The sequence below is a fragment of the Stenotrophomonas sp. STEN083 genome (genome assembly GCF_056759195.1).
Window position 1 is genome coordinate 1 of sequence record NZ_JBRRCU010000015.1, and the last position, 18701, is coordinate 18701.

An 18701-nucleotide genomic window follows, 5' to 3' on the forward strand; every position below is an offset into this window, starting at 1 on the left:
AGTGCGGCGCCCCAACTCCTACACGTGCTTCTGGGCACCGCGACGTAACGGGCTGCCGCACTCCGCTCTCAACCACAATCTACTCGGCTGGCAGACACAAGCGGCGTAAGCTGCGAAGCTGATGATCCCCCGGATTGCAAAGGCAGTCGCCCCGATCGCCACAGCGACAGCAGCGCACTTTCATTGGCGCCGGATACAGCGGTGGCTTCGCGGCTTACGGCGCTCCTACAACCGCACCTGCAACCACTCAGCCCGGCGTTGCCGCTAGCCGTTGGCTGGCCACTGCGGTGCATCCCAACGAACGATGGCCTCCAAGCCACCTTCGGGGTGATTGCGAAGGGTCAGGCTGGCACCGTCTTTTTCAGCCAGCGCACGAGCGATGGTCAGGCCAAGGCCGGCACCGCCGGTCTCGCGTGAGCGCGAAGTCTCCAAGCGCAGGAACGGCGTGAATACCGCTTCCAGCTCGTCCTCGGCAAGGCCCGGTCCGTTGTCACGCACGACTACCTCAACCGCACCGCCATCGCGGCGTGCGCTCACCTGCGCGGCGTGGCCGTACTTCACCGCGTTGTCGACCAGGTTGGAGAACAAGCGTCGCATCGCCAGCGGACGCAGCATCAGCACCGCCCCACTGCCCTGCTCCAGCATAGCGTCGTGACCAGACTCTGCAGCGTCCTCGACCACGCTTTCCAGCAGCGAGTCCAGATCCAGCGCAGCACGTTGCTCGGCACTTTCGGCACTGCGGGCAAGATCCAATCCCTCGCGGATCAAGGCCTGCATCGCGGCAAGATCGCCAATCAGGCGCTCGCGCAGCTGTTCGTCCTGCACGTTTTCCAACCGCAGCCGTAGCCGTGTCGATGGCGTCTGCAGGTCATGGGTGATTGCCGCCAACATCTGCGTGCGCTCGCTCAAGTGGCGCTGCAGACGCTTCTGCATGGCATTGAAGGCTTCGGCAGCGCGTTGTACTTCCAAGGGTCCACTGACCGGCAATGGTTCACGCTGCAGGTCGTGACCGAGCTCGGTGGCATGGTTTGCCAAGCGCTGCAGCGGCGAGCTGGCGATACGCGCAACCACATAGGCCAGCAGGCTGATCGCCAGTGCCAGCAGCGACAGGAACCACGGGTCAAATGCCGCCCCACTGCGCCTCGCCACCGCCGGGGACTCCAGCGCCAGCCGCAGCGGTGTACCGTCAGTGAGCTTCAATTCCACCAGACGACAGCGCGGCGGGGTGAATGCCGGATCGCGCTCACGCGTGTGCTGCGATCGCTGTCCGCGCCCGGGTGGCGGCAGGAATTCCGGCAACGGCGGCATGCAGGCGCGGAAGCTGCTGGCACGTACCTGTGCGCTGGCGACTGCGCCACCGCGTGCGGACAGCACCGCCATCAAGGCGTCGTCCACATCACCGACGCGGAACTCGCCTTTCACCTCGCGCACGCTGGGTCCGCCTACCGCCAGCAGGCGACTACGCAACTCAGGATTGCCGTCCAACAGATTGACGAAGCCCTGCAGCCGGTCGGCGATACGGGCCAGGTTCTGCCGCTCGAATTCCTGCTGGCGACGGCTCTCGGCCAGCAGCGTCGCCCCTATCGCCGCCACCATCATGCCGACCAACAGGATGACGAACAGCCGCCCGGCCATAGACGACAGGAACAGGCGCAGCCGCTTCATTCCAGGGTCACCGCGCTGGCAAACACATAGCCCTCGTTGCGAACCGTCTTGATCAGGCCATCGGCACCGCCTGCATCGGCAAGCTTCTGCCGCAGGCGGCTGATCTGCAGGTCGATCGCACGGTCCTGCGACTCGTAGTTGCGGCCACTGCTCAGCGACACCAGCTGCTCGCGCGACAACACCTTGTTGGCATGCGCCACCAGCACCCGCAACAGACGGAACTCGGCCCCCGACAACATCACCACACGCTTGGCCGGATCAATCAGATGCCTGTGTTCCAGATCGAATATCCAGCCCGAGAACAACGCCCGGCGCATCGCCAGCGGCTCCATATTGGCCGGCAAGGCCTCGGTCCGGCGCAGCACGTTGCGGATGCGCGCCAGCAGCTCGCGCGGCTCGAATGGTTTGGCCAGGTAGTCGTCGGCGCCCATTTCCAGCCCCAGCACCCGATCAATCGGCTCGCTGCGCGCGGTGAGCATGATCACCGGCGTGGTCGAACGCACGCGCAGCTCGCGGCATAGCGCCAGGCCGTCCTCGCGCGGCAGGTTCAGGTCAAGCACGATCAGGTCGATGTGCTCGCGCGCCAATACCTGACGCATCTGGTTACCATCGGCCGCCGTGCTCACGGCATAGCCGGCCCGGCCCAGTTGCTCGGCCAGCAGGCTGCGGATGTCACTGTCGTCGTCTACCACCAACAAGCGGTGCAAGGTCTGTATGTCCGTCATGGGCCAATGATCCATGCTAGCGGATCGTCGTGCGCGGCCGCAGTGTATCCACAGGTATCAACGCCCGCACTTGATACACGCCGATACATGGCTGGCTGAACCTGATACATGCCGACACACACTGTGCCTTGAGGCTGAACAGGGCGCTGACCACACTGGCATCAACGCCGCACGCTGCGGCCCAGCCTGAGTGCCTGATCACCGTGAAGCTGCTGCCCTCCTCCCGCCGCAACCGCATCCTGCTTGCCGCTGCCATCGTCGCCCTGATCGCTGGCGGCGTGTTCTGGGCCACGCGCAAGCCCGCTGCCCCTTCGATGGCCACCTCGCCGGTCAGCCGTGGCGACCTGGAACAGACCGTCGACGCCACCGGCGTCATCGATGCCTACAAGCTGGTCAGCGTCGGTGCGCAGGCCTCCGGCCAGATCAAGGTGCTGAAGGTGCAGCTGGGTGACGTGGTCAAGCAAAGCGACCTGATCGCCGAGATCGATTCGGTCACCCAGGAAAACAGTCTGAAGAACGCCGAAGCGGCGCTGGAAAACATCCGCGCCCAGCGTGCGGTGCAGACCGCCTCGCTGAAGGAGTCCGAGCTGGCCTTCGCCCGTCAGGAGGAGATGCTGGCCGCCGAAGCCACCTCGCGCGCCGACTACGAGTCGGCCGAGGCCAACCTGGCCAGCACCCGTGCGCAGATCCGGGCGCTCGATGCGCAGATCCGCCAGCGCGAGACCGAACTGGGCACCGCCCAGGCCAACCTCGGCTATACCCGCATCACCGCGCCCATCGACGGCACCGTGGTCGCGGTGGTTGCCGAAGAAGGTCGTACCGTCAACGCCAACCAGTCCGCACCGACCATCGTCAAGCTGGCGCGCCTGGACCTGGTCACCGTGAATGCCGAGATTTCCGAAGCCGACGTGGTCAAGGTCAAGCCCGGCATGCCGGTGTACTTCACCATCCTCGGCAAGCCGGACCACAAGTACCAGGCCACGCTGCGCACGGTGAACCCGGCGCCGGCCTCGATCAGCACCGACAGCACCAGCTCCAGCAGCTCGTCCTCATCCAGCTCCAGCACCGCCGTGTACTACAACGCGCTATTCGACGTTGAGAACCCGGACGGCACGCTGCGTATCGACATGACCGCGCAGGTCTCGGTGATGCTCGCCCAGGCCAAGGATGCGCTGTTGATTCCCACCGTAGCACTCGGCCCCAAGGTGCCTGAAGGTGGCCGCGGCCCCGGCGCGAGTGCCGCCAATGGTGAGCAGCGCGCCGCCCGCAGCAAGCAGGAAGGCCAGCGCCAGCAACGCCGCCAGCCGGATGCCGCCGCACTGGCCAAGAGCAACAGCTACGTGGTGCGCGTCGTCAACAAGGATGGGCAGCCTGAGCCGCGCACGATCAAGGTCGGCCTCAACAACGGCTCCAACGTCGAAGTATTGGAAGGCCTGAAGGAAGGCGAGCTGGTCGTGGTTGGCGAAGTCACCGCTGGCGAGAAGTCGAGCAGCAACCAACGTAGTCCGATGGGCCCGATGATGGGTGGCCCGCGCCGATGAGCCAACCACTGCTGCAACTACGCGATCTGCGTCGCGAGTTCCCAGCCGGCGAGGAAACCATCGCCGTGCTCAAGGACGTCAACCTCGACATCCACGCCGGTGAGATGGTCGCCATCGTTGGCCAGTCCGGTTCGGGCAAGTCGACGCTGATGAACATCCTCGGCTGCCTGGACCGCCCCACCGTTGGTTCCTACAAAGTAGCCGGCCGCGAAACAGGGCGCATGCAACCGGACGAACTGGCCGAGCTGCGCCGCGAACATTTCGGCTTCATCTTCCAGCGCTATCACCTGCTGGGGGATCTGGATGCACGCGGCAACGTCGAGGTACCGGCGATCTATGCCGGTACGCCGGCCGAGGCCCGCCGCAGCCGCGCCGAGGCGCTGCTCGCGCGGCTGGGCCTGAGCGACCGCATGGGCCACAAGCCGGGCCAGCTGTCCGGCGGCCAGCAGCAGCGCGTCTCCATCGCGCGTGCGCTGATGAACGGTGGCGAGGTGATCCTGGCCGACGAGCCTACCGGCGCGCTGGACAGCGCATCGGGCGAGGAAGTGATGAACATCCTTGGCGAACTGCATGCCGAAGGCCAGACCATCATCATCGTCACCCACGACATGCACGTGGCCGAGCACGCACAACGCATCATCGAAATCCACGATGGCGTGATCGTCGCCGACCGTCGCAATGACAAGGTGCCAGCACTGCAGAAGCAACAACGCCCTGCCCCTGTGCGCACCGGCGGCAGTGCTTTCCAGGCCGCGCGTGATCGTTTCGTCGAAGCCTTCCGCATGGCCTTGCTGGCAATGAACGCGCACCGCCTGCGCACCTTCCTGACCATGCTCGGCATCATCATCGGCATCGCCTCGGTGGTGTCGGTGGTGGCGATGGGCAATGGTTCGCAGCAGCAGATCCTGCAGAACATTTCCTCGCTGGGCACCAATACCATCGATGTGTATCCGGGCCGCGGCTTCGGCGACATGCGCTCCGGCCGCGTGCAGACGCTGAGAAGCGGCGATGCCGAGGCGCTGGCCACGCAGAGTTATATCGACAGCGTCACCCCCAGCGTATCCAGCTCGGTGACCGCACGGGTCGGCAACAAGGCTGCCTCGGCGCAGGTCGCCGGCATCGGTGACCAGTACTTCCGGGTCAAGGGCATGACTTTGGTGAGCGGACGCTACTTCGACGAAAGCGAGGTAAAGGGCCTGGCACAGGTGGTGGTGATCGACGAGAACACACGTACCCAGCTGTTCGGCAGTGATGATCCGCTCGGCAAGGTCGTGCTGCTGGGCAATGTGCCGGCACGGGTGATCGGCGTAGCCAAGCGTCAGTCGATGGGCTTTGGTGGCAGCACCAACCTCAGCGTCTGGGTGCCTTACACCACGGTGATGGCGCGGATGCTGGGACAGACCTACCTGAGCGGCATCACCCTGCGGGTCAAGGACGACACACCGATGGATGCGGCGCAATCGGCGATCACCAAGCTGCTGACCCTGCGCCACGGCACCGAGGACTTCTTCCTCAGCAACACCGCCGAGATCCGCGAAACCATCGAGTCCACCACCAAGACCATGACTTTGCTGATCGGCGCGATCGCCGCGATTGCACTGGTGGTCGGCGGCATCGGCGTGATGAACATCATGCTGGTATCGGTGACCGAACGTACCCGCGAAATCGGCGTGCGCATGGCGGTAGGTGCGCGGCAAAGCGATATCCGCCAGCAGTTCCTGATCGAGGCGGTGCTGGTCTGCCTGCTTGGCGGCGTGCTGGGCATCGCGCTGGCGCTGTCGATCGGCTGGGCCTTCCAGACCTTTGGTGCCAGCTTCACCCTGTTGTTCTCCACCGGCTCGATCGTTGCCGCCTTCGCCTGCTCGACCCTGATCGGCGTGGCGTTCGGCTTCCTGCCGGCCCGCAACGCTGCCCAGCTCGACCCGGTCGAGGCCTTGGCCCGCGAATGAAGATGACCATGAAATCACTGCGTCCCCTGCTGCTCTCCGCCGCCCTGACCGCCGCCTTGGTCGGCTGCGCCACCACGCCCAGCGCCGACCCTGCCGCCGACCTGCGCGTGCCCAATGTCTATGGCCGTGGCGACGCTGCCGCCAATGCGCCGGTGCAGGCCATCGAGCACGAAGTGACCGCACCGGTTGCCGATGTGCATGCCGATGCCTGGTGGCAGGGCTTCGCAGACCCGAACCTGGACCAGCTGATCGAGCGCGTATTGGCCAGCAACACCGACATGGCATCGGCCGGTTTGAAGCTGGAGCGCGCCCGCGCCCAAGCTGGATTGGCTACCGCAGATCTATGGCCACAGGCCAATGGCTCGGTGAGCGCCAGTGGCAGCCGCAGCATCGACAGCAGCGATGACTGGTCGCGCAACAATAGCGCCAGCTTGTCGCTGGGCTGGGAGCTGGACCTGTGGGGCAAGCTGCGCGGCCAGCGCGATATCGCCCGCTGGGAAGCGCAGGCCACCGCGCAGGATCTGCAGAGCACGGCGCTGAGCCTGGTCGGCCAGAGCACCGAACTGTACTGGCAGCTGGGTTACCTCAACCAAGCCATCGCCACCGGCCAAGCCAATCTTGAGCGCCTGCAGCGTACTGCTTCATTGGTGCAGACCCAGTTCGATGCTGGCGGTGTCTCTCGACTGGAAGTGCGTCAGGCGCAGCAGAACATAGAGAGCCAGAAGGCTGCGCAATCACAGTTGGAACAGCAACGGGTGGAAACCCGCAATGCGCTGACCGTGCTGCTCGATGGCCAGCCCTGGCCGTTGGCGAACGAGCCACAAAATCTGGATGTCGCGCAGAGCCCGGCCTTGGTCGAAGGCATGCCGGCCGAATTGCTGGCACGCCGGCCGGACCTGCGCGCTGCCGAGCTGCGCCTGCGGCAATCGCTGAAGAGCATCAAGGTGACGGCTACCAGCTATTACCCCAGCTTGAGCCTGAGTGGCTCGGTAGGCAGTTCTGCCACTTCGCTGGGTGATGTGCTGACCAATCCGGTGGCGACCTTGGGCGCGGGCTTGAGTCTGCCGTTCCTGAAATTCCGGCAGATGCAGTTGGATATCAAGTCGGCTGATCTTTCCTACCAGATCGCAGCCAATGATTTCCGCCGGACGTTGTATACCGCGCTATCGGAAGTGGACAACGCATTGTCCGCGCGCACGCGTTTGGCTGAGCAGGTGGCTGCAGCGCACGCTTCATATGACGAAGCGGTGGAGATCGCGCGTTTGTATGAGGTGCGCTATCGCGCCGGTGCCACCGACCTGCGCACCTGGCTTGAAGCGGAGCAGACCCGTCGTAACGCCGAGTTGTCGCTGGCGCAGACCAAGCGCAGCCAGCTGGTGAATGATGTGACGCTGTACAAGGCGCTGGGTGGTGGGGCGGTGGTGACGAGCAAGTAAACCTGCTTAAGCCCCTCTCCCGCATGCGGGAGAGGGGTTGGGGTGAGGGGAAGCTCCTGGCGAGGAAATGTTGATCAGAGCGCACTTCTGCTTTTCGCACTACCCACCTTCGCAGGACAGGCTCTTGAGACACCTCTTCCCGCAAGCGGTAGAAGAAACTGCTTCGAGCAAAGTCAAAATCCCCCTCATCCGCCCTTCGGGCACCTTCTCCCGCTCGCGGGAGAAGGAACTTCGTCCAGCTTTGCCGCAATCTGCAATACCCCGCGTTCCCTAGCGCTCCGGCGGCGCAACCCCATGCCGCTGCAACACCTCCCGCACCTTATCCAGTGGAATAGCCTCCACGGTCTGTCCATTGCCACTCACCGTGGTCGCCATGAACAAGGCGTTGTAAACCGACTCTTCCACCGCATCGACGCTGGCCTGGAACACCGCGCTCATCTGCTCGTTGGCCAACTCGGTGGTCTGCAGCTGTGCCGCATCAAACCCGCGCCGCACCGACTCCGCGGTCGAAAACGCCAGCACATAATCGCCACTGCCGTTGGATGCTGAACTACCTGTCCGCCCCAGACCCATCATCCCGCGTGAGGCCAAGCGTCGCAGATTGCGGTCCGACAAGGGTGCGTCGGTGGCAACAATGATGATCACCGAGCCATCGCCGCGATCATCGGCAAGCCCGCGCACATTGCCCTGCGCGGCCACCGCATTCTGGAACGCATAACGGTCCAGCTCGCGCCCAACCGGTGCGCCTTCCACCTGCAATACGCCACCGAAATTGGCCTGTACCAGCACACCCACGGTCCAGCCGCCCAGGCTCTCCGGCAGCTTGCGCGATGAGGTACCAATACCGCCCTTCCAACCGAATGCCACCGTGCCAGTGCCGGCGCCGACACTGCCTTCCTGCACCGGTCCGCTCTTGGCGGTTTCCAATGCCCGACGCACTGCATCAGCGGTGACCGGCCGGGCGCGGATGTCATTGAGGCCACCGTCATTGGTCTCGCCCACGACCACATTGAGCGAGCGCACCTGCTGCATGTCCGGCTGCGCCAGCATCCAATCGGCCATCGCGTCAGCCGCCTTCCACACGCACAGCGTGCAGGTCAGCAGGATCGGGGTTTCCAGTTCGCCCAACTCATTGACCTGGGTGCTGCCGATGAATTTGCCGAAGCCATTGCCCACGTGAAGTGCAGCGGGCACGCGCGAACGATAGACATTGCCCGGGTGCGGCAGGATCGCGGTAACGCCGGTGCGCACCGTGTTGCCGGTACTCAGCGTCACCTGGCCAACGCGAACGCCGGCCACGTCGGTAATCGCGTTGTTGCTGCCGGGACTGAAGATGCCGGGCGCAACGCCCAGGTCGCGTGCGCGTACGCGCGGTGCGTCCTGGGCGGCGGCGCTCAGGACGTAAAGCCCCGCCAGCGCCACAGTCAATCGGAGGAAAAGACGATGCGGCGTGCGGGGCATGGTATTCCTTACAGGCGTTGGCGGACTGCCTCGAACAATGCCACACCCGTCGCCACGGATACATTGAGGCTCTCAACGTCGCCCGGCATCGGGATGCGCACCAGCTGGTCGCAGGTTTCGCGGGTCAGGCGGCGCATGCCGTCGGCTTCGCCGCCCATCACCAGCGCCACGTTGCCGCGCAGGTCGAGCTTGTGGATGGTGGTGTCCGATTCACCGGCCAGGCCGTACACCCACACGCCCAGCTTCTGCATGTCCTTGATGCAGCGGACCAGATTGGTCACCGACACCACCGGGATGCTGTCAGCGGCGCCAGCACTGACCTTGCGCACGGTCGCATTGACCGGGGCGCTCTTGTCTTTGGGGATGACTACAGCGGTGACGCCAGCGGCAGCCGCGCTGCGCAGGCAGGCGCCGAGGTTGTGCGGGTCCTGCACTTCGTCCAGCACCAGCACCAGCGCCTTGCCTTCGGCTGCTTCGATCAGGCCTTTCAGCTCATTCTCGTCCCACAGCTTGGGTGCGGCATAGCGCGCGACCACGCCCTGGTGGCGGACCTGGCCGGCCACGCCGCCCAGCGCCTGAGCGTTGACCTTGCGTACGTCGATGCCCTTGCGCAGGGCTTCTTCCTCGATTTCAACCAGGCGAGGGTTCTTGGCGCCGGCCTCGATCAGGACCTCGCGGACGTTCTCGGGGTCTTTCTCGATCGACGAAGCAACGGCATTGACGCCGACGATCCACTGGTTCTGCTTGCTCATGGGCGTCACATGGGGACTTCTGGGGGTGGCAATGGTAGGCCGATTCGGCCCGGCCCGCAGCTGCCACCGGCCTGCGGGGTGCGGGAAAGGCGACCTTCGCTACTGCGAGGGCCGCTTCCGGCATCAATACTTCTGCTTGCTGCGCTTGGCCGGCTTGCCCCGTTCGGGCAGCGGCGCCGGTGCCGGCGGGTCGACCTTGCCGTCCTTGTCCTCGACCAGCCGGAAGTCGATCTTGCGCTCCTCCATGCTGGCCTTGAGCACCAGGATGCGGACCCGGTCACCGAGCCGGAACTCGTTGCCGCGACGGTCGCCGCTGAGCGTCTTGCGGATCGGATCGAACTGATAATAGTCGTGCGGTAGCTGGGTCACGTGGACCAAGCCATTGACCTTGGACTCGTACAGCTCGACGAACAGGCCGAAGCTGGTCACGCCGCTGATCACGCCATCGAACTGGCTGCCAACGTGCTTTTCCATCCATGCCGCGCGGAAACGCTCGTCGACCTCGCGTTCGGCCTCATCGGCACGGCGCTCACGCTCGGAGCACTGCAGCGACAACGCAGCCATCTCACGCGGGGTATAGGTGTACTTGTCGAGCGGGCCGCCGGTCAGCGCGTACTTGATCGCGCGGTGCACCAGCAGATCGGGGTAACGACGGATCGGCGATGTGAAGTGCGCGTAGGCCTCCAGCGCCAGACCGAAGTGACCGTTGTTGTCCGGCGAATACACCGCCAGCGACTGGCTGCGCAGCAGCACCGACTCCAGCAACGCCGCATCCGGGCGCTCGCGCACCTTCTTCAGCAGCTTGGTGTAATCACCCGGCTGCACCTTGCTCCACGGCGGCAGACTCAGCTTGAATTCCTTGAGGAACTCCAGCAGGTCGGCAAACTTGGACTCCGGCGGCCGCTCGTGCACGCGGAACGGCGCCGGCACATGCTTGGACAGCAGGTAGCGCGCGGCCTCCACGTTGGCGGCGATCATGCATTCCTCGATAAGCTTGTGGGCGTCGTTGCGCACCATCATGCCGGCCTGGGTGACCTCGCCGCGGTTGTCCAGCACGAAGCGCACTTCCGAGGATTCAAACTCGATGGCGCCACGGCGCTCGCGCGCCTTGGACAGGATGCGATAGAGCTGGTGCAGGTTCTGGATCTGCGGCAGCAACGGGCCGATGAAGGCCTTGGTGTCCGCGTCGTCCTCGCCCACCGCCGCCCACACCTGGGTATAGGTCAGGCGTGCGTGTGAATTCATCACCGCTTCGTAGAACTTCGACTCGCTGACCTGGCCATCGCGCCCGATCTGCATGTCGCAGACGAAGCACATGCGGTCTTCCTTCGGCCGCAGCGAGCAGATGCCATTGGACAGCGTCTCCGGCAGCATCGGCACCACGAAACCGGGGAAGTACACCGAGGTCGCACGGCGCTGTGCTTCGTCATCCAGCGGCGTGCCGGGACGCACGTAGTTGGAGACGTCGGCAATGGCCACCACCAGACGGAAACCGTCGCGGTTCGGCTCGCAATAGACCGCGTCATCGAAGTCTTTGGCGTCCTCGCCATCGATGGTAACCAACGGCATCGAGCGCAGGTCCACGCGCTTGCCGATCATCGACGCTTCCACCGTCAACGGCACGGCAGTGGCTTCGTCCAGCACTTCCGGCGGGAATTCGTAGGGCAGCTCATGGCCGTGGATAGCGGTTTCCACCACCAGCGACGGGGTCAGTTTGTCGCCGAGCACGGCAATGATCTTGCCGATTGGCGGACGCCGCGAGTCAGGTGCATGGGTCAGTTCGCAGACGACCAGCTGCCCGTCCTTGGCGCCACCAGTGAGGTCGCCCGGGATCTGGATGTTGCGCTGGATGCGCTTGTCATCCGGCACCACGTAGCTGATGCCAGCCTCGATGCTGAAATGCCCGATCAGACGATTGACGCCACGCTCCAGCACGCGGGCGATGGCGCCTTCGCGACGGCCGCGGCGGTCGATGCCGGTGACGTTGGCCAGTGCACGATCACCGTGCATGACCTTGCGCATCTCATAAGGCGACAGGAACAGATCGTCGCCGCCTTCGTCCGGGCGCAGGAAACCAAAACCTTCCGGGTTGGCGATGACCACACCGGGGATCAGGCTCAACTGGCTGACCGGAGCAAAACCACCGCGGCGGTTCTGCACCAACTGGCCGTCGCGCACCATCGCGCCGAGGCGCTTGGACAGCGCGTCGGCACGGTCAGGCTCGGTCAGGCCCAAGGCCGCTGCGATTTCCTCGGCGTTCTGTGGTCCTTCGCAACGGTCCAGCAACTGCAGGATGGCCTCGCGGCTGGCAATCGGCTGCGCGTAGCGCTCGGCTTCGCGCGATGCATACGGATCATCGAAGGCCGCAACCGGTGGAGCGGACTTGCGACGGCCGCGCACGAAACTCTGCGGGGCGGCATCGTCGGTGAATTTGCGCTTGCCTGGCTTGGCGGCAGCGCGTGGGCCGGCCTTGCCTGGCTTTGTTGCGCCCGCTTTCGCCGGTGCGGACAGACTCTCCGGCATCCATGGCGGCAGCTTGGCGGTTTTTGCTTTGGGGGCTTTGCCCGGCGCCTTGCCCGGCTTGCTGCCGGTGGCGGACTTGCGGGCTTTGTCGGCCCCAGTGGTCTTTTTGTTTTTCATCAGCCTCCATGGTACATGCACCTAGGTGTACAGCGTACACACACGATCACTGCTAGATGTTTGTGAAAAAGCGTTGACAACGATCGTCATCCTCTGCAGAATTCGCGGCCTGAAGTGCCCAGGTGGCGGAATTGGTAGACGCACTAGCTTCAGGTGCTAGCGGGGGCAACTCCGTGGAGGTTCGAGTCCTCTTCTGGGCACCACGTTTCAAGATCAAACCCGCGAAAGCGGGTTTTTTCGTTTCTGCGGCTTGAACAAACAGGCCACGGTTGCCCGGGTAGGCGCAGCGCACCCGGGTTTCCCCCAACGCTCGAAGGCCCCCGTGGCTACCCCCAGGCGCTGCGCTTACCCGGGCTACACTGACCGCGCTTCTTCTTCACAAACCTGTTGACGCCACCAGCAACGTCCTACATAATCTCGCTCCTGAGTCGCCCAGGTGGCGGAATTGGTAGACGCACTAGCTTCAGGTGCTAGCGGGGGCAACTCCGTGGAGGTTCGAGTCCTCTCCTGGGCACCATGACTCAAACGAAACAACCCGCGAAAGCGGGTTTTTTTGTGCCCGATGCTTTTGTAGTGCCGAGCCATGCTCGGCACTACACAAACAGCGAAGCCCGCAATCCTTCGGATCGCGGGCTTTGCTGTAGTTCCATTGGTGCCGGCTTCGCGGCTTGCGCCGCTCCTACAAACCAGAGGCTAGTGCCCGCCTGCCGACGCTGCACCCGCTCCCGCACCAAACGGCGGCTTGGCCAGCCACACCAGGCCGATGATCAGCAGGAACACCCAGCCCAGCAGCAGGAAGATGTCGTTGAAGCCCATCTGCGAGGCCTGGTGATTGATCATCTCGTTGAGCACCGCCGCACCATGCTGCAGGTCGCCCTGCCCCATCGCAGTCACCTGCTGATGCATGCTCGGATCGTACAAGGACACATGCTCGGTCAGATCAGCGTGGTGCTGCTGGGTACGACGCGCCCACAACCACGTGGTCAACGATGCGGCAAAGCTGCCACCCAAGGTCCGCAGGAAAGTCGCCAGACCGGAGCCGGCGGCGATCTCGCGCCCATCAAGATCGGACAGCAGAATCTGCAGCACTGGCATGAAGAACAGCGCAAGGCCAACACCCATCAACAACTGCACGCCGGCGACGTGTTCGAAGTTGACCTGCAGGTTGAAGCCCGAGCGCATGAAGCTGGTCATTGACAATACGAAGAAGGCAATCGTCGCTAGGTAGCGCATGTCCACCTTGTGACCGAACTTGCCCAGCACCGGCGCCACCATGATCGGCAGGATGCCTAGGGGCGCTGTGGCCAGACCAGCCCAGATCGCCGTGTAGCCCATGTCACGCTGCAACCACTGCGGGATCATCAACGCCACCGAGAAGAACGCGGCGTAACCAACAATCATCGCCAGGGTGCCGGCGCGGAAGTTGCGATGCCGCAGCAGCTTCAGGTCGACGATCGGGTCCTTGTCGGTCAGCTCCCAGATCACGAACACCGCCAGCATCACCACCGCGATGCAGGTCAGCACCACGATCTTGGTCGAGTTGAACCAGTCTTCTTCGTTGCCCAGGTCCAGCATCAACTGCAGGCAGCCCACGCCGATCACCAAGGTGACCAGACCGACGTAGTCCATCTTTGGCCGCTCGGTGGTTTCCACACGATGGCGCAACTGGCTGCCGACCACGGCCGCGGCGATGACGCCCAGCGGTACGTTGATCAGGAAGATCCATTCCCAGCTGTAGTTGTCGGTGATCCAGCCACCGAGGATTGGCCCTGCAATCGGCGCGACCACGGTGATCATTGCCAGCAAAGCCAGCGCCTGCCCGCGCTTCTCCCGTGGATAGATCGACACCAGCAGTGATTGGGTGATCGGGTACATCGGCCCGGCCACGAAACCCTGCAGCGCGCGCGATACCACCAGCATGCCCATGCTCTGGGCGATACCGCACAACAGCGATGCGATCGAAAACGCGATCGTCGCCCACATGAACAATTTAACCTCGCCGAAGCGACGACTCAGCCACCCCGTCAGCGGCAACGCAATCGCGGTGCTCACCGCGAACGAGGTGATGACCCAGGTCGCCTGCTGCGAACTGGCGCCGAGGTTGCCGGCGATGGTCGGCAACGAGACGTTGGCGATGGTGGTATCCAGCACCTGCATGAACGAGGCCAGCGCCAGGCCTGCCGTGCACAACGCAACATTGGCTGGCCCTGCGCCGACCGTCGTGGCCGGCGCCGTGGGAGCTTGAGCGGACATGGTGACCTCAGCTGGCGCGCGTGGACGGCGGCAGGTTGTCCTGGATGATGCCGTGGATCATGGCGTCGGCATCATGCAGCTGCTTGGTATAAACCTCAGTGCCATACACCGTGCCCTTTGCCACGTCAGCCGGCAGCACTGTGCCCTTCTGGTCGTGCAGGTTGACCTCTGCCTTCATCGACAGGCCCAGCCGCAGCGGATGCTCGGCAAGCTGTTTGGCATCAACGGTGATGCGCACCGGCACGCGCTGCACGATCTTGATCCAGTTGCCGCTGGCGTTCTGCGCCGGCAGCAGCGAGAACGCCGAGCCGGTACCCAGGCCGAGATTGGTAATGTGGCCCTTGTAGGTGACGTCGCCACCGTACAGGTCCGAGCGCAGTTCCACTTCCTGGCCCAGGCGCATGTGCCGCAGCTGGGTTTCCTTGAAGTTCGCATCCACCCACATCTGCTCAGCCGGCACCACCGCCATCAAGGCGGCACCCGGCTGCACGCGCTGGCCGACCTGCACCGAGCGACGCGCGACATAACCGGTGACCGGCGCAACGATGCCCGCACGGGCGTTGTTGAGATAGGCCTGGCGCAGCTGCGCCGCAGCCGCCTGCACGTCCGGCTGGGTGGCGATGACGGTGTCATCGACCAGCGCGCGGCTGCGTTCAACGGTTTCGCGCGAACCGGCAACCGCGGCTTCGGCAGCGGCCAGTTCGTCGCGGGCATGCGCCAGCTCTTCGTTCGAGATCGCGCCGGTAGCAGCCAGATCGCGACGACGGGCGAAGTCTTCACGGGCCCGCTTTACCGTCACCTGCCGCGCGTTCAATTCCGCCTGCGCACCTTCGGCACTGCGGTACAGGCCGCGCACCTGGCGCACGGTGCTGGCGAGGTTGGCCTGCGCCTGCTGCATCGCCACTTCGGTATCGGCCGGGTCCAGTTGCACCAGCAGCTGGCCCTGCTCCACCTTCATGCCGTCATCGGCGGCGATGGACACCACGGTGCCGGTGATCTGCGGGGTGATCTGCACCTGGTTGCCGCCAACATAGGCGTCATCGGTTTCCTCGGCCCAGCGGCCGAGGAAGTAGTACCACGCGGCAAACGCTGCCAGCAGGATCAGTATGACGAACAACAGGCCGCGCAGCAGCTTGCCGCGACGGCTGGGAGCGGCGGCTGCCGCTTCGGGGGAGGTTGTCTGGCTCATTCGGGGGACTCTCAGGAATTCGTGGTGTCGTTGCCGGCAGCAACGGCCGGCGCCGTGTCGGCGGCGGGCTGGAAGCCGCCGCCGAGGGCGGTGCTCAGGCGTACCGAAGACAGCAGCTGCTGTGATTGCAGGTTGCTCAGCCCTTGGTCGGCCTGCAGCAGGCGGTCCTGGGTGCTGAGTACATCGAGGTAGTTGCCGATACCGGCGCGGTAGCGCTGCTGCGCCAGCTCGTAGGCGGTCTGCGCGATGCCACGCAGCTGCTGCTGCGCCTGCACCTGCTCGGCCAGCGAACGGCTGGCGTTGACCTGGTCGGCAACGTCGCGCAGGGCCTCCACCAGGGTGTGGTTGTAGTTGGCCACGGCAAGGTCATAGTCGGCATCGCTGCTGGCCAGGCCGGCGCGCAGGCGACCGCCATCGAAGATCGGCAGGCTCAGCGCAGGTGCCAGTAGGCCGAAAGTAGAGCCACTTTCCAGCAGGCTGCCCAGGTCCCTGGACACGACCCCGCCCAAAGCCGTCAGGTTGAGATTGGGATAGAAACGGGTCTTGGCGACCTTGACCTGCTTGTCCGCCGCTTCCACGCGCCAGCGCGCGGCAACGATATCCGGACGCCGGCCCAGCAGTTCGCTGGGAACTACACCTGGCAGCTGCAGGGCCAGCGGATTCAATTCTTCCGGAACCTTGATGTCCAGGCCGCGATCCGGACCTTTGCCAAGCAGCGCGGCCAGCGCATTGCGCGACATATCGATCTGCTGCTGCGCGGCCAGTTGCTGCTGCTGCGCGGCCGGCAGCCGTGCCTGCGCCTGCTGCACCTGTAGCTCGCTATCGATACCAGCGGCGCGACGCTGGCGGGTCAGTTGCAGGGTCTTCTCGGCGCGCGCCAGTTCGTCATTGGCAACACGCTGCAGCTGCCCGGCATGGGCCAGCTGCACGTAGCCCTGGACGATGGCGGCGGCCAGGTCCAGGCGCGCAGCCTGCGCATCCACGGCAGCGGCGTGGCCACTGTCGACGGCGGCTTCCCAGGCGGCACGCTTGCCGCCCCACAGGTCGACGCCATAGCTGAAGTTGGCCACGGCCTGCACGCTGCCCATGTAACGGCCGCCGATTTCATCACCGGCCATGGATTCGGGCAGGCGCATGCCGGTATAGCCCGGTGATAACGAGAGGCTGGGCTTGCGCTCGGCATTGCTGCTGGCAGCGTGTGCCTGCGCCTGACGCAGACGCGCATCGGCCGCCTCCAGCGACGGAGAGCCGCGCAGGGCTTCATCGATCAGCGCATCCAACTGCGGGTCGGCGAGTGCACGCCACCAGTCGGCGGCAGGAAAGCCTGCGGCACTGAGTGGCGTGCCGGCCAGGCTGCGGCTGCTTTGCAGGCTGTCGGCATCCAGCAGTCGCCCCTGCGGTTGCAGGCCACGGCTGCTGGCGCACGCGGCCAGCGTAAGAACCAGCGCCGCGGCCAGGAGGCCGCGGGCGGGTGAAACCAGGGATGTGGGGGAGGACATGGTTTTCATGGGGTCATCAAAGAGTCACGTATACGGAGCAGCAGGGACATCAGCATCTCCCGCTCCTCCGCCTGCAGGTCACGCATGGCGTCTTCCATCACCTTGTCGCCACGCTGTTTCAAACGCAGCCACAGGGCACGGCCTTCATCGGTGAGCACGATCTGCAATGCACGACGGTCCTGCGCATGCGTCTCGCGGCGCACGCAACCAAGCGCTTCGAACTTATCCAGCAGACGGGTCACCGCGCTGGGGACCTGGTCCAGGCCGCGTGCAAGCTGGTTGGCGGTACAGGGCGCCATGTGCATCAAGGTCTTCAGACCGATGTAGTGGCTGAATCCAAGGCCGAGGTCTTCTTCGGCCATGGAGGCATCAAGCTGCCGGGCGAGGCCGTCGCGGACTTGACGCAGCAACAGGCCAAAGCTGGGGGGCTGGGTGGTGTCGGCACAGATCATGGGCGGGCATCTTCCTTCCAGATGGAATATTTCTCAATGGAAATATTCTACTTGGTATCAAATGCTGTGTTGCACCAATGGTGTCTGCGGCCGACATGGACACAGTAATGGCTGTGCCCGTGGCCCGGTAATACAATCAAGCCAATGAATGACGAAATCCAGCCAAGCGCAGGCGCAACCCTCTCTTCGGTCCGGCGCAGGGCACCGCAGGGGTTTGACATGCAGCTGCCCGCCCCGCTGCTGCGTGATCAGGAACTGGACTGGTTCGAGCGCGACGACGGACCGCCGGTCTTCGGCTTCCGCTTCGACAGCCCGCAAGGCCTGGCCCGCGAGGTGGACTGGCACCAGCACGCACGGGCACAGCTGATCTGCGTCGAGCGCGGCCTGCTGACCACCCGCACCCGCCACGGCACCTGGTCCTTGCCGGCGGGTTCGGGCGGCTGGATGCCCGCTGCCGAGCCGCATACGGTGGTGATCGACGGCCCGCTGCGCGGCTGGGGTATGGCCCTGGCCAGCCCGATCTGTGTTGATTTACCCGACGATCCCTGCGTGATCGGCATTTCCCGCCTGCTCAATGCCTTGGCCGAGCGGATCAGCGACTGGTCGCCGGAACAACCGCTGTCTCTGCCCCAGCAGCACATGATGGATGTACTGCTGGACGAAATACGGCAGGCGCCGCGCCAGCGCATGCACCTGCCGATGCCGGCCGATCGGCGCCTGCTGCGGATCGCCTCGCAGCTGCTGGCCGAGCCCGCCGACGACCGCAGCCTTGCGCAATGGGCGCAGTGGGCGGGCTTGTCGCCGCGCAGTCTGAGCCGCCACTTCCGCGATGAGACCACATTGAGCTTCGCCCAGTGGCGGCAGCAGGCGCGGCTGGCCGAGGCACTGCGCCGCCTCAACGAGGGTCATGGCGTGGCCGATATCGCCCACGCACTGGGGTTCAGCAGCCCGAGCGCCTTCGTGATCGTGTTCCGCCGCCACTTCGGCCTGCCCCCGGGCCGCTATCAGAGCCGGGCCAATCAGGGGCTGGAAGGCGGACTCGATCCGGTCCGTGGCTTGGCATCTCCGCCGCCATCCGGATAATCGACGGATCAGGAAGCTGGCGGTCCCCGCCTTGGCCCCGCACAACAGGTAGCACC

At 64.8% G+C, this 18701-nt stretch carries 13 protein-coding genes and 2 tRNA genes; 6 read left to right on the forward strand and 9 right to left on the reverse strand.

Annotated elements, in window-relative coordinates:
- Positions 1 to 264: 264 nt before the first annotated feature.
- The gene (locus tag ACVOK8_RS06880) at positions 265 to 1665 is read right to left on the reverse strand and encodes an ATP-binding protein (protein WP_481566178.1); all 1401 of its coding nucleotides are present in this window, start codon (positions 1663 to 1665) and stop codon (positions 265 to 267) included.
- Positions 1662 to 2390 carry a response regulator gene (locus ACVOK8_RS06885; protein WP_481566179.1) on the reverse strand — a complete coding sequence of 243 codons (729 nt, stop codon included), beginning with the start codon at positions 2388 to 2390 and terminating at the stop codon, positions 1662 to 1664. Before ACVOK8_RS06885 ends, ACVOK8_RS06880 begins: the two co-directional genes overlap by 4 nt.
- 197 nt (positions 2391 to 2587) lie before the next feature.
- Between ACVOK8_RS06885 and ACVOK8_RS06890 the strand changes: the two genes are divergently transcribed.
- From ACVOK8_RS06890 to ACVOK8_RS06900, 3 genes are read left to right on the forward strand one after another with little or no spacing between them, the layout of a single operon-like run.
- Entirely contained in the window at positions 2588 to 3931 is a 1344-nt protein-coding gene (locus ACVOK8_RS06890; RefSeq protein WP_481566222.1) for an efflux RND transporter periplasmic adaptor subunit, read from the forward strand.
- Positions 3928 to 5880 carry a MacB family efflux pump subunit gene (locus tag ACVOK8_RS06895; protein WP_481566180.1) on the forward strand — a complete coding sequence of 651 codons (1953 nt, stop codon included), beginning with the start codon at positions 3928 to 3930 and terminating at the stop codon, positions 5878 to 5880. Before ACVOK8_RS06890 ends, ACVOK8_RS06895 begins: the two co-directional genes overlap by 4 nt.
- Positions 5881 to 5888: 8 nt before the next feature.
- The gene (locus tag ACVOK8_RS06900) at positions 5889 to 7316 is read left to right on the forward strand and encodes an efflux transporter outer membrane subunit (RefSeq protein ID WP_481566181.1); all 1428 of its coding nucleotides are present in this window, start codon (positions 5889 to 5891) and stop codon (positions 7314 to 7316) included.
- 270 nt (positions 7317 to 7586) lie between these two features.
- Here ACVOK8_RS06900 and ACVOK8_RS06905 read toward each other — a convergent pair whose 3' ends face one another.
- From ACVOK8_RS06905 to rnr, 3 genes are all read right to left on the reverse strand, one after another.
- Complete coding sequence (locus tag ACVOK8_RS06905; RefSeq protein WP_481566182.1) at positions 7587 to 8777, reverse strand: DmpA family aminopeptidase; 1191 nt, start codon at positions 8775 to 8777, stop codon at positions 7587 to 7589.
- 8 nt (positions 8778 to 8785) lie between these two features.
- Positions 8786 to 9529, reverse strand: a complete 744-nt coding sequence (rlmB, locus tag ACVOK8_RS06910; RefSeq protein ID WP_296252531.1) for a 23S rRNA (guanosine(2251)-2'-O)-methyltransferase RlmB — start codon at positions 9527 to 9529, stop codon at positions 8786 to 8788.
- 123 nt (positions 9530 to 9652) lie between these two features.
- Positions 9653 to 12169 (reverse strand): ribonuclease R, encoded by a 2517-nt coding sequence (gene rnr, locus ACVOK8_RS06915; protein WP_481566183.1) that lies wholly within the window; start codon positions 12167 to 12169, stop codon positions 9653 to 9655.
- Positions 12170 to 12285: 116 nt separating this feature from the next.
- Here rnr and ACVOK8_RS06920 point away from each other — a divergent pair.
- A tRNA-Leu gene (locus ACVOK8_RS06920) sits at positions 12286 to 12372 on the forward strand.
- Positions 12373 to 12599: 227 nt separating this feature from the next.
- A tRNA-Leu gene (locus tag ACVOK8_RS06925) sits at positions 12600 to 12686 on the forward strand.
- A 176-nt stretch (positions 12687 to 12862) separates the two neighbouring features.
- Here the strand turns inward: ACVOK8_RS06925 and ACVOK8_RS06930 are convergent.
- The 4 genes from ACVOK8_RS06930 to ACVOK8_RS06945 are packed head-to-tail and all read right to left on the reverse strand — an operon-like array spanning position 12863 to position 17562.
- The gene (locus ACVOK8_RS06930) at positions 12863 to 14422 is read right to left on the reverse strand and encodes a DHA2 family efflux MFS transporter permease subunit (protein ID WP_481566184.1); all 1560 of its coding nucleotides are present in this window, start codon (positions 14420 to 14422) and stop codon (positions 12863 to 12865) included.
- 7 nt (positions 14423 to 14429) lie between these two features.
- Entirely contained in the window at positions 14430 to 15611 is a 1182-nt protein-coding gene (locus tag ACVOK8_RS06935) for a multidrug transporter (protein ID WP_481566185.1), read from the reverse strand.
- Between the two features lie 11 nt (positions 15612 to 15622).
- Positions 15623 to 17110, reverse strand: coding sequence for an efflux transporter outer membrane subunit (locus ACVOK8_RS06940; protein ID WP_481566186.1), 1488 nt, complete (start codon positions 17108 to 17110; stop codon positions 15623 to 15625).
- A gap of 5 nt (positions 17111 to 17115) precedes the next feature.
- Entirely contained in the window at positions 17116 to 17562 is a 447-nt protein-coding gene (locus ACVOK8_RS06945) for a MarR family winged helix-turn-helix transcriptional regulator (RefSeq protein ID WP_313169384.1), read from the reverse strand.
- Between the two features lie 219 nt (positions 17563 to 17781).
- Here ACVOK8_RS06945 and ACVOK8_RS06950 point away from each other — a divergent pair, with 219 nt between their 5' ends.
- Positions 17782 to 18645, forward strand: coding sequence for a helix-turn-helix domain-containing protein (locus ACVOK8_RS06950; protein ID WP_481566187.1), 864 nt, complete (start codon positions 17782 to 17784; stop codon positions 18643 to 18645).
- The last annotated feature ends 56 nt before the right edge of the window (positions 18646 to 18701 follow it).